Consider the following 24,277-nt stretch of genomic DNA (forward strand, 5'->3'; position numbering starts at 1 on the left):
GCGTACGACGTCCGGAGCGCCGGACGGCCGGGTCAGCCGCGGCGCGCGGGCAGGACGCGCGTGCGCGGGGTCCCGGTCGGCGTGTCGGCGTCCGGCCCGGTCAGCGCCTCGGCCATCACCCGCAGTCCGTCGAGGTCGTGGACGTCGCCCGCGGCGGCGGGGACGGTGCGGACGGCGACGTCGGGATGGGCGCTGGTGAACCGGTCGGCCAGGTGCTGCTCGCGGGCGGCGAGCTGCATCCGCCCGGCGTGCACGCGCAGCGCCGCGGCGGCGAGTGCGGCGGACGGCCCGCCGCCGTCGGCGACGCCCTCCGCCGCGCCCTCGGCCCGGGTGGCCGACAGCGCCGTCGTCGCAGGGGGGTGGGTGCGGTTGACGACCAGCCCGGCCAGCGGCATGCCCTCCGCCGACAGCCGGTCGACGAAGTAGGAGGCCTCCCGCAGCGCGTCCGGCTCGGGGGCGGCGACCACCACGAACCAGGTGCCCGGACGGCGGAGGAGTTCGTAGGTGGCGGTCGCCCGCTCACGGAAGCCGCCGAACATCGTGTCCAGGGCGGCCACGAAGGCGGAGATGTCGCGCAGCAGCTGGCCGCCGAGGATCTTGCTCACGATCCGGCTGAACAGCAGGAAACCGGCGCTGGCGAACTTGAAGCCCGCCCGGCTCGGCGCCATGAGAAGCCGGATCATCGTGCCGTCGAGGAAGCGGCTCATCCGGTTCGGGGCGTCCAGGAAGTCCAGCGCCGACCGGGACGGAGGCGTGTCCACGATGATCAGGTCCCAGTTGTCGCTGGCCCGCAGCTGCCCCAGCTTCTCCATCGCCATGTACTCCTGCGTCCCGGAGAACGACGAGGAGAGCGCCTGGTAGAAGGGGTTCTCCAGGATCGCCTGCGCCCGCTCGGGCGTGGAGTGCGCGGACACGATGTCGTCGAACGTCCGCTTCATGTCCAGCATCATCGCGTGCAGTTCGCCCGGTGCCCCCGGGACGTCCACCCGCCGTGGCTCGTTGTCCAGCTCCACCAGACCGAGGCTCTGCGCCAGCCGACGGGCGGGGTCGATGGTGAGGACGACGACGGTGCGCCCGGCCTCGGCGGCGGCCAGCGCCAGCGCCGCGGAGCTGGTCGTCTTGCCGACGCCGCCGGCGCCGCAGCACACCACGATCCGGGTGGCAGGGTCGGCGATCAGCGCGCCCAGGTCCATGGGGGGCGCCTGCCGCCGGCTCGCCGCGGGTGCCTCCTCCTGCCGAGCGCTCACGCGGCGACCTCGGCGGCGTCCAGGTGCTCCTCGAGCCGCCCGGCCAGCTCGAACAGGCAGCCCAGGTCCACCGGTCCCGGGAGCAGCGGCAGCTCGACGGTCGGCCGGCCCAGCGCGTCCACCTCCGCGCGCAGCGCGTCCTGCGCCGCCCAGCGGCGGGCGTGCTCCACCACCTCGGCGGCCAGCGCGTCGGCGAGCTCGGCGCCGCCGGGGAGCTGCGCCCCGGCCAGCGCCGGCGTGAGGTCGGCGCCGGTCAGCTCGCCGGCGGCGGCACGGGCGAGGTCCTCGTCCGGCAGCACCGGCTCGGCGGCCATGTTGACGACGACGGAACCGATGGGCAGCCCGGCCGCGGTCAGCTCGGCGATCGCGTCGGCGGTCTCCTGCACCGGCATGTCCTCCAGGATCGTCACCAGGTGCACCGCCGTCTGCGGCGACCGGAGCACGGCCATGACGCCGTCGCTCTGCGTCTTGATGGGCCCGGAGCGCGCCAGCTGCGACATCTCGCCGGTGACGCCCAGGAAGCGGGTGATCCGCCCGGTGGGCGGGGCGTCGACGACGACCGCGTCGTACACCTGGCGGCCGTCGTGCCGGCGGGTGACGGCCTCCTTGATCTTGCCGGTGATCAGCACGTCGCGCAGCCCTGGCGCGATGGCCGTGGCGAAGTCGATCGCGCCCATCTTCCGCAGCGCCCGACCGGCCCGCCGGAGGTTGTAGAACATGTCGAGGTAGTCCAGCAGGGCCTCCTCGACGTCGATGGCCAGCGCCTTCACCTCGCCGCCCCCGCGGGCGACGGCGACCCGGCGCTCCTCGTAGGGCAGCGGCGGGGTGTCGAAGAGCTGGGCGATGCCCTGGCGGCCCTCGGTCTCCACCAGCAGGACCGAGCGGCCGTCGGCGGCCAGGGCGAGCGCCAGCGCGGCCGCGACGGTGGTCTTGCCGGTCCCTCCCTTGCCGGTGACCACGTGCAGACGTGCGGAGGAGGGATCGGAGGTCACCGCACCAGCGTAGAAGAAGGACCCCGTGCCCCCCACCGCTCGCAAGCTCGGTCCGGGTCCCTGAAGGGTGGCCGTTCCAGCACGTCACCACGGGGCCGCCCGCTCAGGTCACCTGCTGCAGTAGCGTCGCGTCCATGAGCGACACGGCCCGCCAGAAGTGGGAATACGCGACCATCCCCCTGTTGGTGCACAACACCAAGGCGATCCTGGACTCCTGGGGTGTCGACGGGTGGGAGCTGGTGACCGTGCTCCCGGGCCCGGGCGGCGCCGACCAGCTGGTGGCCTACCTCAAGCGCCCGGCATGACCGGCCCCGCGTCGCCGGCCGGCGCCCCCGCGCCGAGCTGGCACGCCCGGCTGGCCGAGCTCGGCATCCGGCTGCCGCCGGTCGCGGCCCCGGTGGCCTCCTACGTCCCGGCGATCCGCACCGGCTCGCTGGTGTTCACCTCCGGCCAGCTGCCCTTCGTCGACGGCGGTCTGCGCCGCACCGGCAAGGTCGGCGGCTCGGTCGACGTCGAGGCCGCCGCCGCCGACGCCAAGCTCTGCGCCCTGAACGCGCTGGCCGCGATCGACGACCTGGTCGGGCTCGACTCGGTCGCCCGGGTGGTCCGCGTCGTCGGCTACGTGGCCAGTGCCGAGGGGTTCACCGGGCAGCCGCGCGTGGTCAACGGCGCCAGCGAGCTGCTGGGCCGGATCTTCGGTGACGCCGGCACGCACGCCCGGAGCGCGGTCGGCGTCGCCGAGCTGCCGCTCGGTGCCCCGGTGGAGGTCGAGCTCACCGTCGAGCTGCGGTGACCTCCGAGGGCACCTCCGGCCGCCCGGCCGCCGAGCCGAAGCAGGCCGCGACCGTCCTGCTGCTGCGCGACGGCGCGGCCGGGCTCGAGGTCTACCTCCTGCGGCGGACCAGGGGCATGCCGTTCGCCGGGGGGATGACCGCCTATCCCGGCGGTGGGGTCGACCCGCGGGACGGGGAGACCGACCTCGGCTGGGCCGGGCCGGCCCCGGCGCAGTGGGCGACCGCCTTCGGCTGCGACGAGCGCACGGCCCGCGAACTGGTGTGTGCCGCGGTGCGCGAGACGTTCGAGGAGGCCGGTGTCCTGCTGGCCGGGCTGCCGGACGGCGCGGTCGTGCCCGACGTGTCGGGTGCCGACTGGGAGGAGCAGCGGCAGGCGCTGCTGTCCCGGGAGCTGTCCCTGGCCGAGCTGCTGGCCGACCGCGGGCTGCTGCTGCGGTCGGACCTGCTCCGCCCGTTCGCGCACTGGATCACCCCCCGGGTGGAACCGCGCCGCTACGACACCAAGTTCTTCGCCGCGGCGCTCCCGGTGGGGCAGGAGGCGCGCGACGTCTCCGGGGAGGCCGACGAGGCGGCCTGGCTCGCGCCGGCCTCCGCGCTGGCCGAGCTGGCCGCCGGTACGCGGCCGATGCTGCCGCCGACCTCGCACACGCTCACCCAGCTGCAGGCCTTCCCCGACGTCGCCGCGGCCCTCGCCGGCTCGCCACCCCAGCCGATGGAGCCGATCAGCCCGGTCTTCGAGGAGGCCCCGGACGGGAAGTGGGCGGTCCTGCCCGACGGCACCCGCATCCGGCTGGCGGTACCGCTCCCGTCCTGACGGGGCCGTTGCGCGGAGAAGGACCCCTCCCGGTGCCGGGAAGGGTCCTTCTTCGCGCAGTGGCCGGCGAGGTCAGCGCGCGCGGCGGCGCAGGCGCTCCTCGTCGAGGACGACGACCGACTTGCCCTGCAGCTGGATCCAGCCGCGGTGCACGAAGTCGGCCAGGGCCTTGTTCACCGTCTCGCGGGAGGCGCCGACCAGCTGGGCGAGCTCCTCCTGCGTGAGGTCGTGCTTGACGCGCAGGCCATCGGAGTCGCGGCTGCCGAAGCGGTCGGCCATCTGCAGCAGAGCCTTGGCGACGCGACCGGGGACGTCGGTGAAGATCAGGTCGGCGACGGAGTCGTTGGTGCGGCGCAGGCGGCGGGCCAGCACGCGCAGCAGCTGCTCGCCGATCTCCGGGTGCGCCTCGATCCAGGGCAGCAGCACCGACTGCGGCATGCGGGCCAGCTTCACGTCGGTGACGGCGGTCGCGGTGGCGGTGCGCGGACCGGGGTCGAAGACCGACAGCTCACCGAACTGGTCGGACGGACCCATCACGGCGAGCACGTTCTCGCGGCCGTCCGGGGAGCGCCGGGAGAGCTTGATCTTGCCGGTCATGACGATGTAGAGGCTGTCGCCGGGCTCGCCCTCGTTGAACACCACGCGGCCGCGGGGCAGCGTGATCGTCTCGAGCCGGCTGATGACGGGGTCCACCGCATCCTCGGAGAGCCCCTGGAAGAGCCCCGACTGAGCCAGCACCTCGTCCACTGCACGTCCTCTCACACTGTCTGCGGACGCAGGGGTGCCCGCGTCCGCAGCGAGTCTAGGTGGCTGTGCGGTCTGTCACCCGTTCGGCGTCCCACGACGTACCCCGTTGGGGCGAGAGACGGCGGCCACACGGTCTCCTGGGTGGCCTCAGACCATCGGCGGGTTGCCGGTGCGCGCGTTGCGGCCGCGACGGCGACGACGCCACCGCGTCAGCGCCCTGCGGATGCCCGACGACGCCAGCGTGTCGACCTCACCGGGGGTCGCACTGGCGAGGAACTCGTTCACCTCGCGCTGTGACGCCGGCCGGCGAAGGGGCTCCTCCACCCGCTCCATGACCAGCAGGAAGGCGATCAGCAGCGGCGGGAAGAGGATGACGCTGAAGGAGACCACGGGGCGTCCTCCTCTGCTCGGGCGGCGGTCCGGGGGAGCGGACCGTCCTCGATCATGGCACGGGAGCGGAGCGTCGGCAGGGCCGCCTACGCTCGACCGCGTGTCCGCACCCGCGTCCTCCCCGGACTACGCGCGCCCTGCCCGAGCCCGCCGACCCACGCGTGCGGCGCTGACCGGCGCCTCGCCGTACGACCCGGCGGAGACTTCCCTGAGCCGCACCCGGCGGGCCCGCCGGATGGCGCGGGAACTGGCCTCGATCCACCCCGACGCGCACTGCGAGCTGGACTTCACCAACGCCTTCGAGCTGCTCGTCGCCACGGTGCTCTCGGCGCAGACCACGGACAAGACCGTCAACAAGGTGACCCCGACGCTGTTCGCGCGCTACCCCGACGCCGCGGCGCTGGCCGGAGCCGACCGGGCCGAGCTGGAGGAGATCCTCAAGCCGACCGGCTTCTTCCGCGCCAAGGCGAACTCCGCGCTGGGTCTGGCGCAGGCGCTCGTGGAGCGCTTCGACGGCGAGGTGCCCGGCCGGATGGCCGACCTGGTGACCCTGCCGGGGGTGGGCCGCAAGACCGCCAACGTCGTCCTGGGCAACGCGTTCGGCGTGCCCGGGCTGACCGTCGACACCCACTTCGGCCGCCTCGTCCGCCGGTTCGGCTGGACCGCGGAGGAGGACCCGGTCAAGGTCGAGGCGGAGATCGCGCAGCTGATCCCGAAGAAGGAGTGGACCGACTTCAGCCACCGGGTGATCTTCCACGGGCGGCGGGTGTGCCACGCCAAGCGCGCGGCCTGCGGTGCCTGCGGGCTGGCGCAGTGGTGCCCCTCGTTCGGCATCGGACCGGTCGACCCCGAGGTGGCGGGCGGCCTGGTGAAGACCCCGGCCGCGTCGGACACCGAGTGATGCGCCGACTGGTCCCCGCCCTGCTCGCCGGGCTGTCGCTGCTGGCCGCCGGCTGCACCGCCTCGGACGGTGGCCCGCGCGCCGCCGCGCCGAGCGGCTCCGCGGCGCCCTCGCCGTTGACCCCGTGCCCGGAGCAGCCCGCGACCGGTGCCACCGGCGCCGAGCGACTGCCGGCGCTGGCCTTCGACTGCCCCGGCGGCGGGTCCCTGGACCTGGGCCGCGCCCCCGGCGTCCCCATGGTCGTGAACCTGTGGGGGAGCTGGTGCCCGCCGTGCCGGGAGGAGATGCCGATCCTGCAGCGGTTCGCCGAGACCGCCGGGGACGAGGTCCGCCTGGTGGGGGTCATCAGCAAGGACGGCCTCCCGCAGGCCACCTCCTTCGCCCAGGACGCCGGCGTCACCTTCCCCAGCGCGTACGACGCCGACGGCGAGCTGATGGCCGAGCTGGGGATCAACGCGCTGCCCTTCACCTACTTCCTCGACGCCGACGGCGCCCTGGTGCACACCGAGGCGGGTCCCGTGGCCTCCGTCGACGAACTGCGGGCACTGGTCGGCGAGCACCTCGGGGTGCAGCTGTGAACGCCGGGCCGGACGCGGACGGGCTCCCCGGGTACCTGCAGCGGCTGCTGGACGCCGCCGCGGACCTGCCGCTGCGGCACCGCATGCCGAAGGCCAGTGCCACCGCCCGGCGGTCCGCGGTGCTCATCCTGTTCGGCGAGAGCGCCCAGGGGCCCGACGTCCTGCTCATCGAGAAGTCGGCGCACCTGCGCAGCCATGCCGGCCAGCCGGCCTTCCCGGGTGGCGGGGTGGATCCCGGGGACGACTTCCCCGTGGGAACGGCGCTGCGCGAGGCGCAGGAGGAGGCCGGGATCGACCCGGACGGGGTGCGCGTGCTCGCGACGCTCCAGGAGCTCTACCTGCCGCCGTCGGACCGCCTGGTCGTCCCGGTGGTGGGCTGGTGGGACGACCCGCGCGACGTGAGCGTCGGCGATCCGCACGAGGTGGCAAGGGTGGCGCGGGTGCCGCTCGCGGAGCTGGCGGACCCGGGCAACCGGTTCCGGCTGCGACACCCGTCGGGTTACGTCGGGCCGGCGTTCGCCGTGGCCGACATGCTGGTGTGGGGCTTCACGGCCGGGCTGCTGGAGGCGATCCTCGAGGCGGCCGGTCTGGCCCGGCCGTGGGACCAGCACGACGTCCGCCCGATCCCCGAGTCGATGCTGCGGCCCTACACCCTGCCGGGGTCCGGGGACGACGACGAGGCGGGCGACGGCGCCGCGCCGACGGTGGCCGATCCCGCGCCGGACGGCCCCGCGACGCGTACGGTTCGGCCCCGATGACGGAAAGGACCTCCTTGCCCCCCACCGCTCGCAGGCTCGCGGCGGGCCCCTGCAAGAAGGCCGCGGTCGCCGCCGCGATGGTGCTCCTCGTCGGCTGCGGGGCGGAGGAGCCGCCCGCGCCGGCGCCGGTCCCCGAGGGCCTCGGCGAGGTGACCGTCGGCGCCGACGGCGTCCAGGAGGTCACGCTGCAGACGCAGGACGACTACCTCTTCACCCCGGACACCTTCACCGTCGAGCCGGGCCGGGTCCGGCTCACGGTGGTCAACGTCGCCGAGGAGATGCCGCACAACCTCGAGTTCACCGACGACGAGCTGCCGGCGCCCGTGGAGGAGGGCATCAGCATGCTCGCCGCCGGGGAGGAGGAGACCATCGAGTTCGAGGTCACGACCCCGGGCGACTACCCGTTCAGCTGCACCTTCCACGTGCAGCTGGGACAGGTGGGCACGATGACGGTCAGCGGGTAGCGGCCGTGTCCTTCGTCGACCTGCTGCTGATCGTCCTCGCGCTCGCCTTCGCCCTGTCCGGGTTCCGCCAGGGGCTGCTGGTGTCGGCCACCTCGATCCTCGGCTTCCTCGGCGGGGCCGTCCTGGGCGCCCAGCTTTCCGGCCCGGTCGCCGACCGGATCGACGGGTCGAGCGTCACCCGGGTGTTCGCGGCGCTGGTCGTCGTCCTCGCCGGTGCGCTGCTGGGCCAGATCCTGGCCGGGGCGATCGGCCGGGCGGTGCGGTCCAGGGTGACCTGGGAGCCGGCCAAGATGGTCGACTCCGTCGCCGGGGCGGTCGTGTCGGCGGCGGCGGTGCTGCTGGTGGCCTGGATGGTCGCCTCACCGCTGGCGAGCTCGCCGTTCCCGCAGGTGGCCAGCCAGGTGCGGCAGTCGGCGCTGGTGCAGGCGGTCGACGCCGCGGTGCCCGACGGCGTGCGCCGGGTCTACGACAGCCTGCGGGAGGCGATCGACCGGCGCGGCCTGCCCGACGTGCTCGACCCGCTCACCCCGACCGAGGCGCGCGACGTGCCGGCCCCCGACCCTGCGCTGGAGAACAGCCAGGTCGTGGCGTCGGTCCAGGGCTCGGTCGTCAGGATCCGTGGCATCGCGCCGTCCTGCTCGCGGCAGATCGACGGCTCCGGCTTCGTCTACGCCCCGGAGCGGGTCATGACCAACGCGCACGTGCTGGCCGGCGTCACCGATCCGGTCGTGGTCGCCGAGGGTGAGGAGTACGACGCGGTGCCCGTGCTCGTCGACGAGGAGATCGACGTGGCGGTCCTGGCGGTGCCCGGGCTGCCGCAGGTGCCGCTGTCGTTCACGCCCGACGAGGCCGAGACCGGCGACGACGCGATCATCATGGGCTACCCGGGTGGCGGGCCGTTCTACGTCGGTTCCGCCCGCGTCCGGGACCGCGGTGAGATCAGCGGGCCGGACTTCCGGAACACCAGGACGGTGGTCCGCGACGTGTACGCGCTGTTCGGCCAGGTGCGGGCCGGCAACTCCGGTGGGCCGCTGTTCGCCCCCGACGGCAGCGTCCTGGGAGTGGTGTTCGCCTCGGCGATCGACGACCCGCAGACCGGCTACGCGCTCACCGGACCGCAGGTGGCCGCGGCAGCGACGACGGGCAGCCAGGCGCGCGCCGAGGTCGGCACCGGCCCCTGCGAATAGAAGGACCCCTTCGCCCCCCGACCTTCGCTCCGCTCAGGTCGGGGCCCTGCGAAGGGGCCGTTCCAGCACGTCACCTGGCCCAGGCGACGATGGCGCGGGTGACCTCGTGGGGGGCCTCCTCGTGCGGGAAGTGGCCGATGCCCGGCAGCTCCCGCCACTCGTAGGCGCCGGCCACGTAGCGGCCCGAGCCGCGCGCGGTGGCCGGCAGGACACAGGGGTCCAGCGCGCCGTGCAGCTGCAGGGTCGGCGCGGTGACCGGGGCCGCCATCCGCCGGGCGTAGCGCAGCCCGTCGGGCCGCAGCTGCGAGCGACCGGCCCACCGGTAGTACTCCATCGCGCCGTAGGCGGCCTGGGGGATGCGGGCAGCGGCGCGGTAGCGCTCCACGGCGGTCGCGAAGTCCGCCGTCCGAGCCCAGTCCGGACCGGCCCAGCGCTGCATCAGGTCGGCGACGGGGTCGTCGTCCGGGCGGGTCAGCCGGCGCTCGGGCAGCCGGGGCATCTGGAAGCCGAGCGCGTGCCGGAACGCGCGCCGCTGATCCCCGGACGCCATCCCGGCCCGCAGCCGGCGCGGGTGTGCCATGGAGAGCACGACCAGCCGGCGCACCGTGCGCGGGTGGAGGGCGGCCATCGTCCAGCCGAGCAGGCCGCCCCAGTCGTGGCCGACCACGACGGCGTCCCGCTCGCCCAGGGCCCGCACGAGGGCGGCGACGTCGGCCGCCAGGGTGGGCAGGTCGTACCCGCGAGGCGGCTTGTCGCTGGCGCCGTACCCGCGCAGGTCCGGGGCGACGGCGCGGAAGCCGGCGTCGGCCAGCCCGGTCAGCTGCGCACGCCAGGTCCACCAGAACTGCGGGAACCCGTGCAGCAGCAGGACCAGCGGACCCTCACCGGCCTCCGCGGCGTGCAGCCGGATGCCGTTGGCCGAGATGTCGCGGTGGGTCCACGGCCCGGGGAGCAGGACGCTGGTGGCGTCGGGACGGCCGTCCGGGGGGACGGTCACCGGGCTCAGACCGAGTAGCGCTCGTTGCCCGGCAGCTGGACCTTGCCGCCGCTGACGACGGGGACGTCGCGACGCCGGGCGCCCGGGGCCTCCCGGTGCATCACGTCGGGCAGCTCGCGCAGCGACTCGATGGTCCGCTCGGGCTTCTCGATCTTCTTGATCATCTTCTTGCCGACCAGCGCGGCGACCACGGCGATGAGCACGAGGAAGAACCAGACGATCAGGTAGGACACCCAGCGCGGTAGCCCGAGCGCGGTGAGCGCCTCGGCGATCGCGATGAAGAGGAAGAACGAGGAGAAGCCGAGGACGACGGCGGCCGCGCCGAACGCGCCGCCACCGATGGCGGCCTTCTTCGCCGATCCGCCGATCTCGGCCTTCGCGAGCTCGATCTCGCTGCGCACCAGCGTCGAGACGTCGGCCATCGCGCTCTGCACGAGGGTGCCGATGGAGGGCTCGGCGGCTCCGGTGGACCGGTCGTCCCGCCCGGTCGAGACGCTGTGGGCCACGGGGGCAACTCCTTCGTTCGGCACTGGCTGGACAGGAGAATGGTGCCCCACGACGGACACGCGCGCCCCCTCGGCACCTCGGAAGAGCTGCCGAGGGGGCGTGCGGATCGTCCGCAGGACCGGGACCTAGTCCTCCGCGGGGGCCGCGGGGAGCTTGTCCTTGATCATGTTCATCACCGAGGAGTCGGTGAGCGTGGTGACGTCGCCCAGCTCCCGGTTCTCGGCGATGTCGCGCAGCAGCCGCCGCATGATCTTCCCGGAGCGCGTCTTGGGGAGCTCCTGCACGACCATGATCTGGCGCGGCTTGGCGATGGGGCCGATGTCCTTGGCGACGTGCGTCTTGAGCTGCTGCACCAGCTCGTCCCCGGAGTCCTCGGCGTTCCCGCGCAGGATCACGAAGGCGACGATGCCCTGACCGGTGGTCGGGTCGCTGGCGCCCACCACCGCGGCCTCGGCGACCGTCGGGTGGCCCACCAGGGACGACTCGACCTCGGTGGTGGAGATCCGGTGGCCGGACACGTTCATCACGTCGTCGACCCGGCCGAGCAGCCAGATGTTGCCGTCGGCGTCCTTCTTCGCCCCGTCGCCGGCGAAGTACATGTTGCCGAACCGCGACCAGTAGGTGTCGACGTAGCGGTCGTCGTCGCCCCAGATGGTGCGCAGCATCGACGGCCACGGCTCGGTGAGCACCAGCAGGCCGGTGGAGTCGTCGCTCAGCTCGTTGCCCTCGTCGTCGACGACCTTGGCGGAGATGCCCGGGAAGGGCACCTGCGCGGAGCCGGGGACCAGCGACGTGACGCCGGGCAGCGGGTTGATCATGTGACCGCCGGTCTCGGTCTGCCACCAGGTGTCCACGATCGGGCAGCGGCCACCACCGACGTGCTGGTGGTACCAGCTCCAGGCCTCCGGGTTGATCGGCTCACCGACCGAGCCGAGCAGGCGCAGCGAGCTCAGGTCGAAGCCGGCCGGGATGTCCTCGCCCCACTTCATGAACGTGCGGATGACCGTCGGCGCGGTGTAGAGGATGGTCACGCCGTACTTCTGGATCAGCTCGAACCAGCGACCGCGGTGCGGGGTCTCCGGGGTGCCCTCGTACATCACCGACGTCGCCCGGTTGGCCAGCGGCCCGTAGACGATGTAGCTGTGGCCGGTGACCCAGCCGACGTCGGCCGCGGTCCAGTAGACGTCCCGGTCCGGCTTGAGGTCGAAGGTCGCCCAGTGCGTGTAGGCGACCTGGGTGAGGTAGCCGCCGGAGGTGTGCAGGATGCCCTTCGGCTTCGCCGTCGTGCCGGACGTGTACATGATGTAGAGCGGGTGCTCGGCGTCGAAGAACTCGCAGGTGTGCTCGGCCGACTGCTTGGTGACGACGTCGTGCCACCACAGGTCACGGCCTTCGGACCACTCGACGTCCTGCTCGGTGCGCTTGACCACCAGCACGTGGCGGACGCCCTCGGTGCGGGAGACGGCGTCGTCGACCGCGGGCTTGAGCGCGCTCGGTGCGCCGCGGCGGTAGCCGCCGTCGGCGGTGATGACGACCTGGGCGCCGGCATCGGTGATCCGGCTGGCCAGGGCGTCGGCGGAGAAGCCGCCGAACACGACCATGTGGACGGCGCCGATGCGGGCGCAGGCCAGCATCGAGATGACCGCCTCGGGGATCATCGGCAGGTAGATGGCCACCCGGTCGCCGGCCTGCACGCCGAGCTCCAGCAGTGCGTTCGCCGCCCGGCAGACCTCGTCCTTGAGGTCGGCGTAGGTGAGCGTCCGGGTGTCGCCGGGCTCGCCCTCCCAGTGGTAGGCGACCTGGTCACCGTGGCCGGCCTCGACGTGCCGGTCCAGGCAGTTGTAGGCGACGTTGAGCTTGCCGCCGACGAACCACTTGGCGAACGGCGGGTTCGTCCAGTCCAGCGCCGTGTCCCACTCCCGCTCCCAGGTGAGCCGGCGGGCGGCCGACTCCCAGAAGGCGAGGCGGTCGCGGGCGGCCTCCTCGTAGACCTCGGGGCCGACGTTCGCCTGGGCGGCCAGGTCCTCCGGCGGTGGGTAGCTCCGGCTCTCGGTCGCCTGGCTCGTCTCGCTCATGCGCTACCTCCAAGGTCCGGCGTCGCTCGGAGCCCGGCGACGCGACGTGGCTTGGGCCACACCGTATGGGGTCCGGGGTCCGCCGTCTGCCCCTGGACGGCGGGCGGCCGGTTCCGTGCGGCGGCCGGTCAGACTGACCGGGTGACCACGCCGGAGCAGACCGCCGTGGCCGGGCGCATCCCCGGCGCCGGGGCCCTCGGGCTGCTCGTCCCGGCGGGGACCAGGGTCGTGCCGGCGGCTGTGCTGGCGGACCCCGGCTGGACGGCGGAGCTCCTGGCCGCGCGGGCCCGGGTGCAGCGGACGACGGACCGCCGCGTCCTGGCCACCGTGTGGTGGTACTCGGTGTCGTCGGCGCTGCTCACCCCTGCGCTGGCCGGCCTGGTCGCCGGCATCCCGCTCTCGGCCCGGCTCGCCGACCTGTCCGTGTCCCTGCTGCCCGGGCTCCAGCCGATCGCGGCCGTGGCGGCCGGAGGTGGGTCCCGGGACCTGGCCGACGACCTGCGCGGCTCGATCGGCGCCGTGACGGCCGCCGTGGCCGAGGCGGGCCGCATGCGGGAGCGGCCGCTGTGGGCGATCGCCACCGACACCGTGGCCAACCGGCTGCTCGCGCTCGGGGAGGCGGTCGGTGACGTCGAGCGGGCCACGGGGCTCGCCGCACCGCTCGTCTCCGCCGTCGGGCCACCGCTGCCGGCGCCGCGGTACGAGGACGTGGCGGGGCGGCGGTTCGTCCGGCGGTCCTCGTGCTGCCTGGTCGACCGGACCGCGGGCATGCCGACGTGCGCCTCCTGCCCGCAGCGCCCGCCCGAGGAGCGCAGAGCACTCCTCGAGGCCGCCGCCCGCTGGCGATGAGCGCACGCTCCGCGGCTGTCAGCCCGCACGGGCGTCGGCGGTCCGCCGGGTGAGGTGGGGCAGGAGCAGGATCTCGGTGCCGTCGGGGCGCCAGGTGCGCCACCGGCCGTCGGTGTCTCGTTCCACCCGGAAGCCGTGGTGGACCTTGGCGTGGTGCCGTTCGCACAGCAGCGCGAGGTTGCCCGGTTCGGTCTCGCCGCCGTGGGCCCAGTGCAGGAGGTGGTGGACGTCGCACCAGTGGGGGCGGGGGCGTCGAGCCGGCGCCCTGCACACTCAACTACGCCGCAGCCGCGGTCGCGGTGTTCGATCCCTCGGCGCAGGTGGGGTGGGGTCACGCGGTGCGTGCGTCCGAGGTCGGGGAGGTGGCCGTCGGGGCCGATGACGATGCGGCTGATGCCGCCGTCGCAGGCCAGCCAGCGGGCGCGGGCGGCGGAGATGGCCGCGCCGAAGCCGGTGCGCGCCGTGGCGGGGCCGGTGGCCGGGTCCATCAGGTCGGCCAGCGGGATGGTGACGACCACGTGCGGCTTGGCGGTGCGCAGGATCGGCAGGGTGCCGGCGGCCAGTTGGTTGTCGCACAGCTGGACGAGGGCGTCGGCGGACTGCTGGGCGCGGGTGCGGGTGTCCCCGGCCGGTCGGGAAGCCTGCACGATGGATTCCAGCGCGGCCTGGAACTTCTCCCCGCCGACGGCGTCGAGTTCGCCGCGGAAGGACAGGCTGCCGTCGGCGTGCTTGGCCATGGTCAGCGACCGCTGCTCGGTGGGGTCGGGTTCGGGGCCGTCGGGGTCCAGGCGGGTGAGGTAGTGGCCGACGACCTGCCGGAGTTCGGCGTGCGGGCGGGTGGCGGCCACCTCGGCCACGGTCTCGTCGACCCCGGCCAGGTCCACGCCCTGGGCCTCGGCGGCGGCGAGGTTGTCCGGCGCCACGACCGGGGCGATCACCGCCACCGCCTCCGGGCTCACCTCACCGCGGGCCGCCGCCGAGGCCACCGCGGGCAGCTGGGCGAGGGTGCGACCGTTGCGGACCAGCTGGTTGGCCGCTGTGGCAGACAGCCGGGCGTGGCCGCGCAGCCAGGAGGCCATCGTCGCCTTGCCGTCGTGCTCGGCGGCGCCGGCCAGCTCGCACTGCCGCACGGTGCGCGCGACCTCGGCGGCCAGCCGGTTCTGCATCGCCAGCAGCGGGGCCAGGTGGTCCAGCAGCGCGGGGCCGTACAGGCCGTCGATCCGCTCGGCGGCGAGCGCGTCCAGCGCCTCGTCCAGCTGGTCCACGACACCTCCCAAACGTTCGACCACCTGTTCGAATACTACCGCCGCCCGGCCGGTCTCGCAGCACGAAACCGCAGGTCAACCACTTGTCCACAGATTCGGAGAACGGCTTGACGCCGACCCTCAGCAGCTCACCGCGGGGCGCGGCGATGGTGGTGTCGGACGGCACGAGGCCCGTCATGCCGCGGGGCATGGATGCCGTGCTGCGGGGAGGTGCTGGACGACTACCGGTAGATCGGTTCGAGCGGTCGGGAGGAATGGGTCGAGCCGATGACCGCGCAGCCCGACGCGCCTGGGGCGATGATCGGCGTCGACGACGAGGAGGTCGGACATGTCGCTCATGCCTGCCGCGTTCTTCGGTCACGGCAACCCGATGAACGCGCTCGAGACCAACCGCTACACCGAGGCCTGGCGGGCCTTCGGCCAGGCGGTGCCCAGGCCGCGGGCGATCCTCGTCGTCTCCGCGCACTGGTACGTCCAGGCGACCGCCCTGACCGCGATGCCCCGCCCGCGCACCATCCACGACTTCTACGGGTTCCCCCGCGAGCTCTTCGACGTCCGCTACGAGCCGCCCGGTCTGCCCGAGCTCTACGACGAGGTGGCCGACATCGTGCACCCGACCTGGGTGGGTGCCGACGTCGACAGCTGGGGCATCGACCACGGCACCTGGTCGGTGCTGATGCACGCCTTCCCCGACGCCGACATCCCGGTGGTGCAGCTGTCGATCAACGCGCTCAAGTCGTTCGACTACCACCTGCAGCTCGGGGCGGCCCTGGCTCCGCTGCGCGAGGACGGCGTGCTGGTGATCGGCAGCGGCAACGTCGTGCACAACCTCGGCGGGGTGAGCCGCGCCCTGCCCGATGCCGGCTTCGACTGGGCGCAGCGCTTCGACGAGGCGGCGAAGGAGTTCATGCTCACCGACCCCGGCAACGCCGGGCGGCTGGACGGGCACCGCGACTACGACCTCGCCGTCCCGACACCGGACCACTTCCTCCCGCTGCTGTACGTGGCGGGGATGGCGGGCGCGACCGACGCCCCGGTCGACGTGCTGGTGGACGGCTACGCCTACGGCTCGCTGTCGATGACCGCCTACACCGTCGGCATGGATGCACCCGCGCCCTCGGGCACCGGCTTCGCCGCACCGCTGCCCGAGGGCCCGCCGCCGGACGGCGCCAACATCTAGCCGGCGTCAGCCCGGGTCGCCGAGCGCCACGACCTCGCCGACCACCCAGACGGCCGGCGGCCGGACGCCGCTCTCGGCGAGGGCGCCGGGCAACCCGGCCAGCGTGGTGCGGACCGTGCGCTGGGTGGCGGTGGAGCCGTCGCTGACGACGGCGACGGGGGTGTCCGGCGCGCGGCCGTGCTCGACGAGCGCCGCGGCGATCGCCGGCGCGGTGTCCACGCCCATCAGCACGACGACCGTGCCGCGGAGCCGGCCCAGCGCCGGCCAGTCGACCAGCGACTGCGGGTGCCCCGGGGGCAGGTGGCCGGAGACGACGACGAACTCGTGGGTGAGCCCGCGGTGGGTGACCGGGACGCCGGCCAGGGCGGGCACGGCGATGGCGCTGGTGATGCCGGGCACCACCTCGACGGGGATGCCGGCGGCGGCGCAGGCCTCGACCTCCTCCATGCCCCGGCCGAACACGAACGGGTCGCCGCCCTTGAGCCGCACGACCCGGCGGCCGGCGCGGGCGTGCTGGACCAGCAGGTCGTTGATCCGCTCCTGCGCCATCGACCGGCCGCGCGGGAGCTTCGAGGCGTCGATGACCTCCACCTCCGGCGGCAGCGAGGCCAGCAGCGCCTGCGGGGCGAGGTGGTCGGCGACGACGACCTCGGCGTGCGCCAACGCCTGGCGGCCGCGGACGGTGATCAGCCCCGGGTCGCCCGGGCCGCCGCCCACGAGGACGACGCTGCCGCCGGGTGCGGGCCGGGCGGCGCGGTCGCGGATGCTGCCGTCGGTCAGGCCGGCGACGACGGCGTCGCGGACGCCGATCGCCCGCTGCGGGTCACCGCCTCCGTGCACGCCCACGACCAGGTCGCCCTGCCGCCCGATCGCCGGCGTCCACACGCTGGAGGCGGCGCGGTCGTCGGCGCGCGCGCAGAAGATCCGGTCGCGCTCCGCCTCCGCCGCCACGGCCGCGTTCACGCCGGGGTCGTCGGTGGCGGCGACGACGTACCAGGCGCCGGCCAGGTCGCCGGCCTCGTAGCGGCGGCGCAGCCAGGTGACCGATCCGGGGGCCACGAGGGCTTCGAGCGCCGGGGTCACCTCCGGGCTGATCACGGTGATGCGGGCCCGGGACTCCAGCAGCCCGGCCACCCGCCGGTGCGCCACCCGGCCGCCGCCGACCACGACGACGAGCCGGTCGAGCAGTCGGAGGCCGACCGGGTAGACGGTGCCCGACTCGGGCGGCACCGGGGTGGCGTTCAGCGGATCTCCTCGAGGCCGGCGGAGGAGGCCTCCGCTGCGGAGCCGGTCCGGTCCGCACCGACCAGGATCGCAGCGAGGTCGGTCGCGAACGCGCGCGAGGTCCCCGGATCGCGGACGGCCACCCGCAGGTGATCGGTCGTCAGGCCGGGGAAGGTGTCGCCGCGGCGCACCGCCCACCCGCGTGCGCGCAGCGCCTGCCGGACCCGCACCCCGTCGGCGACGCGGAGCAGCACGAAGGAGGACCGCGGCTCGCCGAGCACCTCCACGTGCGGCGGCAGGGCGTCCAGCAGGGCCGCCCGGTGCGCGACCAGGTCGGTGGCCGCGGCCTCGGCCTCTGCGCGGGCAGCCGGCGCGGTGCACGCCGTCAGGGCGGCGAGCGCCGGGGTCGAGACCGCCCACGGCGGCTGCTGCTCGGCCATCGCCGCGAGGAGATCGGGCGGGCCGAGCGCGTAGCCGACCCGCAGCCCGGCCAGCCCCCACGTCTTGGTCAGGCTGCGCACGACGAGCAGCCCGGGCAGGTCGCGGCGTCCGGCCAGCGACTCCGGTTCCCCGGGCACCGTGTCGGCGAACGCCTCGTCCACGAGCACGACCCGGCCGGGACGGGTCAGGCCGGCGAGGGCGTCGGCCGGGTGCAGGACCGAGGTCGGGTTGGTGGGGTTGCCGACCACCACCAGGTCGGCGTCGTCCGGCACCGCGGTCGGGTCGACCCGGTAGCCGTCGTCGGCGCCGAGCAGCAGCCGGGACACCGGGTGGCCGGCCGCGCGCAGCGCCGCCTCCGGCTCGGTGAACGACGGGTGGACGACGACGGCGTGCCGCGGGCGCAGCGCCCGCGCCAGCAGCACGAAGGCCTCGGCGGCCCCCGCGGTCAGCAGCACCTCGGCCGGGTCGCGCCCGTGGGCCGTGGCGACGGCGGCGCGGGCCCGGCGCGGGTCGGGGTAGGCGGCGCCCGCGTCCAGCGCCTCGTGCAGCAGGGCCCGCAGCCACTCCGGCGGGGTGCCGGCGCGCACGTTGACGGCGAGGTCGACCAGCCCGGGCGCCAGTTCGGCGTCGCCGTGGTGGCGGAGGTCGGAGCCGGTCATCGGGCGGGGGTCCTCCGGTGCGGTCGCGTGGGGCCGGCCGACATTCGACCACGGCAGAGGGCCCGGAGCCCCCGTCGCGTGGGCCATCGCACACCGGCAGAGTGATCGCCGACGACCGGTGCTGAACGGGGGACGGGTGGGCGGCAGGCGCGGCGCACGGCTGCTCGACGCCGCCGTCGTCGTCGCCGGGGGCGTCGGGCTGAGCCTGCTGGTCGCCCTGGTCGGCCTCCCGTCACCCGCGCTGTTCGGCGGGCTGCTCGCCGGCCTCGTGCGTGCGCTGGCCGGTCGCACCGCGGTCCGGTTGCCGGAGCGGGTCACGATCGCCGGCCAGGCCGTCATCGGTGTGGCGATCGGTGCCGTGGTGGAGGTGGGCACGCTCAGGGCGGTGGCGGCCGACTGGCTGCCCGTCCTGTCGGTCACGGTCGCGACGCTGGCGCTGAGCCTGCTGGCGGGGGCGGCGTTCCGGCTCCACCGCGGCATCAGCCCGGTCACCGGCGCGTTCGCGATGGTCGCCGGCGGTGCCAGCGGCATCGTGGCGATGGCCCGTGACCTGGGCGCGGACGAGCGGATGGTCGCCGTCCTGCAGTACCTGCGGGTCCTCCTCATCGTGCTGCTGATGCCCGTCGCGGCGACGACGGTCTACGGCGCCAGCGCCGGGTCCGGTGGCCCCGCCGATCCCGACGGGCCGGGTTGGGCCGCAGGCCTGGCGTTCACCGCGGGGTGCGCACTGGTCGGGCTGGTCGTGGGCCGGCTGGTGCGGATGCCGGTGGCCGCGCTGCTGGGACCGCTCACCGCGGCTGCCGTCGCCGACCTCACCGGGCTGTCGCGCGGTGCGCAGGTGCCCGGCCTGGTGGAGAGCGCCGCCTTCCTGGTGATCGGGCTGCAGGTGGGCTTGAGCTTCACCCGGGACAGCCTGCGGGTCATCGGCCGCGCCCTGCCGTCGGCGCTGGCGCTCATGGCGGCGCTGGTGCTCGCCTGCGCCGGCCTGGGGGCGCTGCTCGCCGGCGTCACCGGGGCCAGTGCGCTGGAGGGGTATCTGGCGACGACGCCCGGCGGGCTCTACGCGGTGCTCGCCACGGCGCGCGACGCCGGGGCCGACACGACGTTCGTGCTGGCCGTCCAGATGCTGCGGCTGTTCGTGATGCTGTTCAGCGCCCCGCTGATCGCCCGATGGCTGCGCCGTTCCTCCCGGGGGGACGCGGGCACCTGACGAGCGGCCCGTCCGCGCCTACTCTCGTGGGTCGGCGCACGAGCGGGAGGAGACCCAGCTGTCCGAGGAGAACGCGGCCGCCACCGACGCAGCCACCGACGACGCGGTGCTGCTGTTCGTCGGTGGGCCCCTCGACGGGCGGGTGCAGATCCGGGAGGCGCGGCACGGCGACCCGCTGCCCACCGTGACCCACGTGCACCTGCACGGCGGGCCCAAGGTGGTCCACCGCTACGACCTGGAACCGCTCACCGAGGGCGTGGGCGTCTACAACCTGCGGCCGCCCGCGCGCCGGCCCGCCCGGGACGAGTCGATCGCGGACTGAGTCACCAGCCCTGGACGCGGCGGGCCTCGCCGACGACCCGCTCGAAGCGGGCCCGGTCCAGCGCGGCGCCCTCGCGGCGCACCGAGGCAGGATCCACCACCAGCAGCCGGTCCAGCCGCACCTCGCTGGCGCGGCCCCGGGAGTCCCACGCCCCGGTGCCGATGTCGGTCCACACCCGGCCGTGCCGGGCCTCGTCGGCGGCGTCCCGGTCGTGGTCCCGGCTGGTGAGCATCAGGCCCAGCAGCTGCTCCCCGCGCCGGCCGATCACCAGGACCGGGCGGTCCTTGCCGCGGCCGTCGTCCTCGTCGTAGGGCACCCAGGCCCACACGATCTCGCCCGGGTCGGGCCGCCCGTCGTCCCGGGGCCGGTAGGTGACGTCCGGCTCGTCCGTGGGCGCCGTCGCAGGCCGAGCGGAGCCGGGCCGCGGGCGTCCACCCGGCGTCCGTGGGGGCCCCGGCGCACCCACCGCGGGCCGCAGCCGGCCCAGCAGGCGACCGGCCAGCCGCACGGCGGTCCGCCCGAGGTGTCGAGGAGCTGCCATGCGAGCACCGTACGGACCGGCGGGGCGGCGGCCCAGGACACGAAACGGTCACCCGATGTCACATGTGACACATCGACACCAATTGGTCACGGTGAGGGTTCATGTCGCCGAAATGGGGGAACCATGACCGCACGGGGAGCGTGGCGACGCCCCCCAGGAGGAGGGGGTCTCCATGACATCGGCCGAGCCGGTCCGACCCGCCGTTCCGCGGGCGCGTGAGGTGAAGGCGAGCGTTCTCGCCGCCTTCCAGCTGGTGGAGGACGCGCGCTACCGCGGCCGCGACCGCAGACGTCGGCGTGCACGCATGCGCCTGATGGCCGAGCGCGCGGTGGCCGACCGCAAGCTCGCGAGGGACCTCCGCGCCAGCTGACCCGGCAACGAAGGCGATGGTCAGGTCACGCAGAACTCGTTGCCCTCCGGGTCGGCGAGCGTCACCCAGGCATACGGGCCCTGCTGCCCCCGCCACAGCTCCCGCGCGCCGAGCCCGACGAGGCGGGCCACCTCCTCCTCGGTCCGCTCGCTGCCCACGCGCACGTCGAGGTGCAGCCGGTTCTTGACGGTCTTCGCCTCGGGCACGAGCTGGAACAGCACCCGTGGGCGGCCGGGCTCCGGGGAGACGATCGCGGCGCCGACCTTCCAGACCAGCGCGCCCCGGTGGGTGGTGGTGTCGGACTCCGCTGCCGCGCCGGCCCCGACCATCCGCCGGATGAAGGCCTCGTCCTGCGGCTCCACCTGCCAGCCGAGCGCCTCGGCCCACCAGTCGGCCAGCGCGTGCGGCGAGGAGCTGTCGACCACGATCTGGACGTCGAAGGACATGCCGGCAGGCTAGGGCGGGGTGCCGACGGAACTACAGCTCCTCGGCCAGCGCCGCGCGCATCACCGCGTCGTCGGCCGGGATGGTGGTGTCCCGGCAGTGGTCGCGCAGCACGGCGCCGAACGTCGGGTAGGCCGACCGGTCCACCCGGCGCTCCGGGTCCCACAGGCCCGACCGCATGACCGACTTCGGGCACTGGAAGTAGGCCTTCTCCACCTGGAGCACCAGCACCGACAGCGGTGGCTTGCCGAACTCGGTGAGGTCGACGTCCAGCTCGCCGGGCGCGACCACCGTGGTGGTGCCGTACACGCGCAGCGTCTCGTCGAACCCGGGGACGAAGAACATCAGCGCGGCCCGCGGGTTGGCCCCGAGGTTGCGCAGGCTGTCGATCCGGTTGTTGCCGAGCCGGTCGGGCAGCGCCAGCCGGTGCTCGTCGAGCACGTGCACGAAGCCGGGCGCCCCGCCGCGGGGCGACACGTCCGGCCACCCCTCCGCCGAGGCCGTGGCGAGCGTCGCGAACGGGGACAGCCCGATGAACGTCCGGCAGTGGTGGTCGAGGAGGCCGATCTCCTTGTCGAGCACCCGCTTCGAGGGCGACCGGTAGGCCTCCAGCGCGTCCGGTGCGGGAGGGGCGTCCGGGAGGAGGGTGTCGGGGTCCACGGCCAGACCGTAGACCGGCCCGCACTACCGTGGTCGCCCGTGCCCGAGGTCTGGAGTTCCCCCGTCCGCTACGTGGAGTGCGACCAGCAGGGAGTCGTCTTCAACGCCCACTACCTGGTGTGGGCCGACGAGGCCTCCAACGGGTGGTGGTCCGCCCACGGGCTGACGTGGGACGAGTTGGTCGCCCGCAGCATCGACCCGGTGGTCAAGGCGAGTTCCCTGGAGTGGGCGGCGTCCGCCCGCTGGGGCGACACCGTCACCGTGGACGCCGACACGGAGAAGGTGGGCCGCACCAGCGTGACCGTGCGGTTCACCGTGCGCGTGGGCGAGCGGGTGTGCTGCGTCGTCCGCAACACCTACGTCTGCGTCGCGGACGGCGCCGCCACTCCCTGGCCGGACGACGTCCGGGCGCGGCTCAGCGCGGGCTGAGCAGCGAGCCCGGCGGCAGCAGCGGCAGACCCGGCGGCGGCCCCGCCTCGATCAGCCGCCACAGCGCGTCGGTGTCGGCGTGCTCGGCGATCAGGTCACCGAGCCGGTCCAGCCGGGCCTCCCGGACGGCGGCGAAGTCCGTGCCCGGTGCCGGCACGAACCGGCGGCCGGTGGTCCGGGCGACCTCGCTGAGGAAGGCCCGCCGGAACCCGTCGTTCTCCAGCGCCCCGTGCCACGTCGTCCCGAACACCGAGCCGGCCCGCGCTCCGTCGAGGAACGGCTCGGCGTCGTCGTCGACGGTCACGATGCCGTGGTGGATCTCGTAGCCGGCCACCCGCTCGCCGAGCGCCGTCCCCACCGGCCGGCCCAGCGTCTTCTCCCGCGCGAACCGCACGTCGGCCGGCAGCAGCCCCAGGCCCGGGACCGTACCGGCGCCGGACTCGACCTCGTCGGTGATCGTGCGGGCCAGCATCTGGTGCCCGCCGCAGATGCCGAGCACCGGCGTGCCGTCGGCCGCCCGGCGGGCGACGGCCTCGGCCAGCCCCGTCGACCGCAGCCAGCCGAGATCGGCGACGGTCGCCCGGGAGCCGGGCAGCACGACCAGGTCGGCGTCGGCCAGCTCCTCCGGCCGGGTGGCGTAGCGGACCAGGACGCCGGGCTCGGCGGCGAGCGCGTCCAGGTCGGTGAAGTTCGACAGCCGGGGGAGCCGGGCGACCGACACCCGCAGGACGTCCTCGCCGTGCGGCGGGCCGCCCGAGGAGACGCCGGTGGGCACGCCCAGGGAGTCCTCGACGTCGATCTCCAGGCCGCCCAGCCAGGGGAGCACGCCCAACGTCGGCCGCCCGGTCAGGCGCGCGAGCTCCACCAGGCCGGGCTCGAGCAGCCGGACGTCGCCGCGGAACTTGTTGACCAGGAACCCGGCCACCAGTCGCTGGTCGGCCGGCGGCATCAGGGCGACCGTCCCGTACAGGGCGGGGAAGACGCCTCCGCGGTCGATGTCGCCCACCACGAGGACGGGCAGGCCCGCCGCGGTGGCCAGGCCCATGTTGGCGATGTCGTCGGCGCGCAGGTTGATCTCGGTGGGGGAGCCGGCGCCCTCGCAGACGACGACGTCGAAGCGCGACCGCAGGTCGGCCAGGCAGCTGAGCACCTGCTCCAGCAGCGCGGCCTTGCGCGGCCGGTAGGACAACGCGGTCACCTCGCCCACCGCGCGGCCGAGGACGACCACCTGACTGGAGTTGTCGCCGCCGGGCTTGAGCAGCACCGGGTTCATCGCCGCCTCGGGCTCCACCCGCGCGGCGGCGGCCTGCATCACCTGCGCCCGGCCGATCTCCGCGCCGTCGGCGGTGACCATCGAGTTGTTGCTCATGTTCTGCGCCTTGAACGGCGCCACCGAGACGCCCTGGCGCACCAGCCAGCGGCAGATCCCAGCCGTGACCACCGACTTCCCGGCGTCGGACGTGGTGCCCGCGACGAGCAGCGATCCGCTCACGCGGCGGCGCCCGGTGCCTCCCAGCCGGCCTTCTCCTGGCCGGAGAGCTCCGCGATCGCGACCATGATCCGGTCGGTGACCTCGCGACGGGCCCGGCCGTTGCCGGCCTTGCCGCGGTGCTCGGGGAAGGTCATCGGTTCGCCGAAGGTGATCGTGAAGCGGCGCGGCCACGGCCAGCGCGCCCCGACCGGCTGGATGCGGTCGGTGCCGATGACCCCGACGGGCACCACGGGGCAGTCCGCGGTCAACGCCAGCCACGCCACGCCGGTCTTGCCGCGGGCCAGCCGGCCGTCCCGCGAGCGCGTGCCCTCCGGGTAGATGCCGAACCCGCCGCCGGCGCGCAGCACCGACATCGCGGTGTCCAACGCCGCCTGGGCGGCGCGGTGGGTGCCCCGTTCGACCGGCAGGGCGCCGAGGGCCGTGAAGAGCGTGCGGATCAGCCAACCGCGAACCCCGGACCCGGTGAAGTACTCGGCCTTGGCGAGGTAGCCCACCCGGCGCGGGGCCATGAGCGGGATGGCGATGCTGTCGATGAAGGACAGGTGGTTGCTGGCGATGATGAACGGGCCGCTGACCGGCACGTTCTCCTTGCCGGTCACCCGCGGGCGGCAGAGCAGGAACAGGGGGCGGAGGATCAGGCGGGCGATGAGGTAGACCACGGGACGCGTCCCCTTCCGGGCACTTCGGTGCATGCCGGCGGCAGCTCCCGCATTGTTCCGAACGACCGACCACGGGACCCA

29 protein-coding genes and 1 pseudogene are annotated in these 24,277 nt (G+C 74.6%); 14 read left to right on the forward strand and 16 right to left on the reverse strand.

Annotated elements, in window-relative coordinates:
• Positions 1–32: 32 nt before the first annotated feature.
• Positions 33–1,247 (reverse strand): ATPase BagB, encoded by a 1,215-nt coding sequence (gene bagB, locus C5507_RS00225; protein ID WP_242611295.1) that lies wholly within the window; start codon positions 1,245–1,247, stop codon positions 33–35.
• Entirely contained in the window at positions 1,244–2,239 is a 996-nt protein-coding gene (gene bagA / locus C5507_RS00230) for an ATPase BagA (RefSeq protein WP_104526710.1), read from the reverse strand. Before bagA ends, bagB begins: the two co-directional genes overlap by 4 nt.
• A 134-nt stretch (positions 2,240–2,373) precedes the next feature.
• Here bagA and sp36 point away from each other — a divergent pair, with 134 nt between their 5' ends.
• The 3 genes from sp36 to C5507_RS00240 are packed head-to-tail and all read left to right on the forward strand — an operon-like array spanning position 2,374 to position 3,847.
• On the forward strand, positions 2,374–2,544 hold the full coding sequence (gene sp36, locus C5507_RS22570; protein WP_165400484.1) for a Sp36 family protein: 171 nt from the start codon (positions 2,374–2,376) through the stop codon (positions 2,542–2,544).
• Positions 2,541–3,032, forward strand: coding sequence for a RidA family protein (locus C5507_RS00235; protein WP_104526539.1), 492 nt, complete (start codon positions 2,541–2,543; stop codon positions 3,030–3,032). The genes sp36 and C5507_RS00235 overlap by 4 nt, the downstream gene beginning before the upstream one ends.
• Positions 3,029–3,847 (forward strand): NUDIX hydrolase, encoded by an 819-nt coding sequence (locus C5507_RS00240; RefSeq protein WP_104526540.1) that lies wholly within the window; start codon positions 3,029–3,031, stop codon positions 3,845–3,847. Before C5507_RS00235 ends, C5507_RS00240 begins: the two co-directional genes overlap by 4 nt.
• Positions 3,848–3,919: 72 nt before the next feature.
• Here the strand turns inward: C5507_RS00240 and C5507_RS00245 are convergent, their stop codons facing one another.
• Together C5507_RS00245 and C5507_RS00250 are read right to left on the reverse strand one after the other, a co-directional pair.
• The gene (locus C5507_RS00245; protein ID WP_104526541.1) at positions 3,920–4,594 is read right to left on the reverse strand and encodes a Crp/Fnr family transcriptional regulator; all 675 of its coding nucleotides are present in this window, start codon (positions 4,592–4,594) and stop codon (positions 3,920–3,922) included.
• Between the two features lie 147 nt (positions 4,595–4,741).
• Complete coding sequence (locus C5507_RS00250; RefSeq protein ID WP_104526542.1) at positions 4,742–4,984, reverse strand: hypothetical protein; 243 nt, start codon at positions 4,982–4,984, stop codon at positions 4,742–4,744.
• Between the two features lie 100 nt (positions 4,985–5,084).
• On the opposite strand from C5507_RS00250, the gene nth reads away from it, so the two are divergent.
• Genes nth through C5507_RS00275 form a run of 5 tightly spaced genes read left to right on the forward strand, consistent with a single transcriptional unit; the run spans position 5,085 to position 8,872 of the window.
• Positions 5,085–5,885 carry an endonuclease III gene (gene nth, locus C5507_RS00255; RefSeq protein WP_104526543.1) on the forward strand — a complete coding sequence of 267 codons (801 nt, stop codon included), beginning with the start codon at positions 5,085–5,087 and terminating at the stop codon, positions 5,883–5,885.
• Positions 5,885–6,463, forward strand: coding sequence for a TlpA family protein disulfide reductase (locus tag C5507_RS00260; RefSeq protein WP_104526544.1), 579 nt, complete (start codon positions 5,885–5,887; stop codon positions 6,461–6,463). Before nth ends, C5507_RS00260 begins: the two co-directional genes overlap by 1 nt.
• On the forward strand, positions 6,460–7,221 hold the full coding sequence (locus tag C5507_RS00265; protein WP_242611296.1) for an NUDIX hydrolase: 762 nt from the start codon (positions 6,460–6,462) through the stop codon (positions 7,219–7,221). Before C5507_RS00260 ends, C5507_RS00265 begins: the two co-directional genes overlap by 4 nt.
• A gap of 14 nt (positions 7,222–7,235) precedes the next feature.
• Positions 7,236–7,685, forward strand: a complete 450-nt coding sequence (locus C5507_RS00270) for a plastocyanin/azurin family copper-binding protein (protein ID WP_242611297.1) — start codon at positions 7,236–7,238, stop codon at positions 7,683–7,685.
• A 5-nt stretch (positions 7,686–7,690) separates the two neighbouring features.
• Positions 7,691–8,872, forward strand: a complete 1,182-nt coding sequence (locus C5507_RS00275) for a MarP family serine protease (protein ID WP_104526545.1) — start codon at positions 7,691–7,693, stop codon at positions 8,870–8,872.
• A 70-nt stretch (positions 8,873–8,942) separates the two neighbouring features.
• On the opposite strand, the gene C5507_RS00280 is transcribed toward C5507_RS00275, so the two are convergent.
• From C5507_RS00280 to acs, 3 genes are all read right to left on the reverse strand, one after another.
• Positions 8,943–9,869 (reverse strand): alpha/beta fold hydrolase, encoded by a 927-nt coding sequence (locus C5507_RS00280; RefSeq protein WP_104526546.1) that lies wholly within the window; start codon positions 9,867–9,869, stop codon positions 8,943–8,945.
• Positions 9,870–9,874: 5 nt separating this feature from the next.
• On the reverse strand, positions 9,875–10,375 hold the full coding sequence (locus C5507_RS00285; RefSeq protein ID WP_104526547.1) for a phage holin family protein: 501 nt from the start codon (positions 10,373–10,375) through the stop codon (positions 9,875–9,877).
• Positions 10,376–10,501: 126 nt separating this feature from the next.
• A complete protein-coding gene (acs, locus tag C5507_RS00290; RefSeq protein ID WP_104526548.1) occupies positions 10,502–12,451 on the reverse strand; it encodes an acetate--CoA ligase in 1,950 nt (649 codons plus the stop codon).
• Between the two features lie 141 nt (positions 12,452–12,592).
• On the opposite strand from acs, the gene C5507_RS00295 reads away from it, so the two are divergent.
• Positions 12,593–13,300: a (2Fe-2S)-binding protein gene (locus tag C5507_RS00295; protein WP_104526549.1), complete on the forward strand. Its 708-nt coding sequence runs from the start codon at positions 12,593–12,595 to the stop codon at positions 13,298–13,300.
• Between the two features lie 18 nt (positions 13,301–13,318).
• On the opposite strand, the gene C5507_RS22940 is transcribed toward C5507_RS00295, so the two are convergent.
• Positions 13,319–13,573, reverse strand: a complete 255-nt coding sequence (locus C5507_RS22940) for an HNH endonuclease signature motif containing protein (RefSeq protein ID WP_242611298.1) — start codon at positions 13,571–13,573, stop codon at positions 13,319–13,321.
• Positions 13,574–13,653: 80 nt separating this feature from the next.
• Positions 13,654–14,466 (reverse strand): annotated as a pseudogene (locus tag C5507_RS00300) (DUF222 domain-containing protein); the annotation flags it as partial.
• A 427-nt stretch (positions 14,467–14,893) separates the two neighbouring features.
• Here C5507_RS00300 and ygiD point away from each other — a divergent pair.
• Positions 14,894–15,745, forward strand: a complete 852-nt coding sequence (ygiD, locus tag C5507_RS00305; RefSeq protein ID WP_207225902.1) for a 4,5-DOPA-extradiol-dioxygenase — start codon at positions 14,894–14,896, stop codon at positions 15,743–15,745.
• A 6-nt stretch (positions 15,746–15,751) separates the two neighbouring features.
• Here ygiD and cobA read toward each other — a convergent pair whose 3' ends face one another.
• Positions 15,752–16,975, reverse strand: a complete 1,224-nt coding sequence (cobA, locus tag C5507_RS00310) for a uroporphyrinogen-III C-methyltransferase (RefSeq protein WP_242611299.1) — start codon at positions 16,973–16,975, stop codon at positions 15,752–15,754.
• Positions 16,976–16,986: 11 nt separating this feature from the next.
• Complete coding sequence (gene cobC / locus C5507_RS00315) at positions 16,987–18,069, reverse strand: Rv2231c family histidinol phosphate aminotransferase CobC (protein WP_104526550.1); 1,083 nt, start codon at positions 18,067–18,069, stop codon at positions 16,987–16,989.
• 136 nt (positions 18,070–18,205) lie between these two features.
• Between cobC and C5507_RS00320 the strand changes: the two genes are divergently transcribed.
• Together C5507_RS00320 and C5507_RS00325 are read left to right on the forward strand one after the other, a co-directional pair.
• Positions 18,206–19,279, forward strand: a complete 1,074-nt coding sequence (locus C5507_RS00320; RefSeq protein ID WP_104526551.1) for an AbrB family transcriptional regulator — start codon at positions 18,206–18,208, stop codon at positions 19,277–19,279.
• Positions 19,280–19,385: 106 nt separating this feature from the next.
• Entirely contained in the window at positions 19,386–19,601 is a 216-nt protein-coding gene (locus tag C5507_RS00325; protein WP_242611300.1) for a hypothetical protein, read from the forward strand.
• 1 nt (position 19,602) lies between these two features.
• Here C5507_RS00325 and C5507_RS00330 read toward each other — a convergent pair whose 3' ends face one another.
• Positions 19,603–20,142, reverse strand: a complete 540-nt coding sequence (locus tag C5507_RS00330) for a type II toxin-antitoxin system PemK/MazF family toxin (protein WP_104526553.1) — start codon at positions 20,140–20,142, stop codon at positions 19,603–19,605.
• Between the two features lie 172 nt (positions 20,143–20,314).
• Here C5507_RS00330 and C5507_RS00335 point away from each other — a divergent pair, with 172 nt between their 5' ends.
• Positions 20,315–20,512: a hypothetical protein gene (locus C5507_RS00335; protein WP_104526554.1), complete on the forward strand. Its 198-nt coding sequence runs from the start codon at positions 20,315–20,317 to the stop codon at positions 20,510–20,512.
• A gap of 20 nt (positions 20,513–20,532) precedes the next feature.
• Here the strand turns inward: C5507_RS00335 and C5507_RS00340 are convergent, their stop codons facing one another.
• On the reverse strand, positions 20,533–20,958 hold the full coding sequence (locus C5507_RS00340; RefSeq protein WP_104526555.1) for a VOC family protein: 426 nt from the start codon (positions 20,956–20,958) through the stop codon (positions 20,533–20,535).
• A gap of 31 nt (positions 20,959–20,989) precedes the next feature.
• A complete protein-coding gene (locus C5507_RS00345; protein ID WP_104526556.1) occupies positions 20,990–21,616 on the reverse strand; it encodes an MSMEG_1061 family FMN-dependent PPOX-type flavoprotein in 627 nt (208 codons plus the stop codon).
• Between the two features lie 39 nt (positions 21,617–21,655).
• On the opposite strand from C5507_RS00345, the gene C5507_RS00350 reads away from it, so the two are divergent.
• Positions 21,656–22,045 carry an acyl-CoA thioesterase gene (locus C5507_RS00350; RefSeq protein ID WP_104526557.1) on the forward strand — a complete coding sequence of 130 codons (390 nt, stop codon included), beginning with the start codon at positions 21,656–21,658 and terminating at the stop codon, positions 22,043–22,045.
• On the opposite strand, the gene C5507_RS00355 is transcribed toward C5507_RS00350, so the two are convergent.
• Positions 22,032–23,537, reverse strand: coding sequence for a cobyric acid synthase (locus tag C5507_RS00355; protein WP_104526558.1), 1,506 nt, complete (start codon positions 23,535–23,537; stop codon positions 22,032–22,034). The two genes, C5507_RS00350 and C5507_RS00355, sit on opposite strands and share 14 nt — an antisense overlap.
• On the reverse strand, positions 23,534–24,196 hold the full coding sequence (locus tag C5507_RS00360) for a lysophospholipid acyltransferase family protein (protein ID WP_104526559.1): 663 nt from the start codon (positions 24,194–24,196) through the stop codon (positions 23,534–23,536). Before C5507_RS00360 ends, C5507_RS00355 begins: the two co-directional genes overlap by 4 nt.
• Positions 24,197–24,277 lie beyond the last annotated feature (81 nt).

It is taken from the genome of Blastococcus saxobsidens (assembly GCF_002938435.1).
GTDB lineage: Bacteria > Actinomycetota > Actinomycetes > Mycobacteriales > Geodermatophilaceae > Blastococcus > Blastococcus saxobsidens.

What these genes read in the sequence shown, in the direction of transcription:
- sp36 (WP_165400484.1), top strand. Translation starts at nt 2,374, where the DNA reads ATGAGCGACACGGCCCGCCAGAAGTGGGAATACGCGACCATCCCCCTG.
- C5507_RS00235 (WP_104526539.1), top strand. Translation starts at nt 2,541, where the DNA reads ATGACCGGCCCCGCGTCGCCGGCCGGCGCCCCCGCGCCGAGCTGGCAC.
- C5507_RS00260 (WP_104526544.1), top strand. Translation starts at nt 5,885, where the DNA reads ATGCGCCGACTGGTCCCCGCCCTGCTCGCCGGGCTGTCGCTGCTGGCC.
- acs (WP_104526548.1), bottom strand. Translation starts at nt 12,451, where the DNA reads ATGAGCGAGACGAGCCAGGCGACCGAGAGCCGGAGCTACCCACCGCCG.
- ygiD (WP_207225902.1), top strand. Translation starts at nt 14,894, where the DNA reads ATGTCGCTCATGCCTGCCGCGTTCTTCGGTCACGGCAACCCGATGAAC.
- cobC (WP_104526550.1), bottom strand. Translation starts at nt 18,069, where the DNA reads ATGACCGGCTCCGACCTCCGCCACCACGGCGACGCCGAACTGGCGCCC.
- C5507_RS00330 (WP_104526553.1), bottom strand. Translation starts at nt 20,142, where the DNA reads ATGGCAGCTCCTCGACACCTCGGGCGGACCGCCGTGCGGCTGGCCGGT.
- C5507_RS00335 (WP_104526554.1), top strand. Translation starts at nt 20,315, where the DNA reads ATGACATCGGCCGAGCCGGTCCGACCCGCCGTTCCGCGGGCGCGTGAG.
- C5507_RS00340 (WP_104526555.1), bottom strand. Translation starts at nt 20,958, where the DNA reads ATGTCCTTCGACGTCCAGATCGTGGTCGACAGCTCCTCGCCGCACGCG.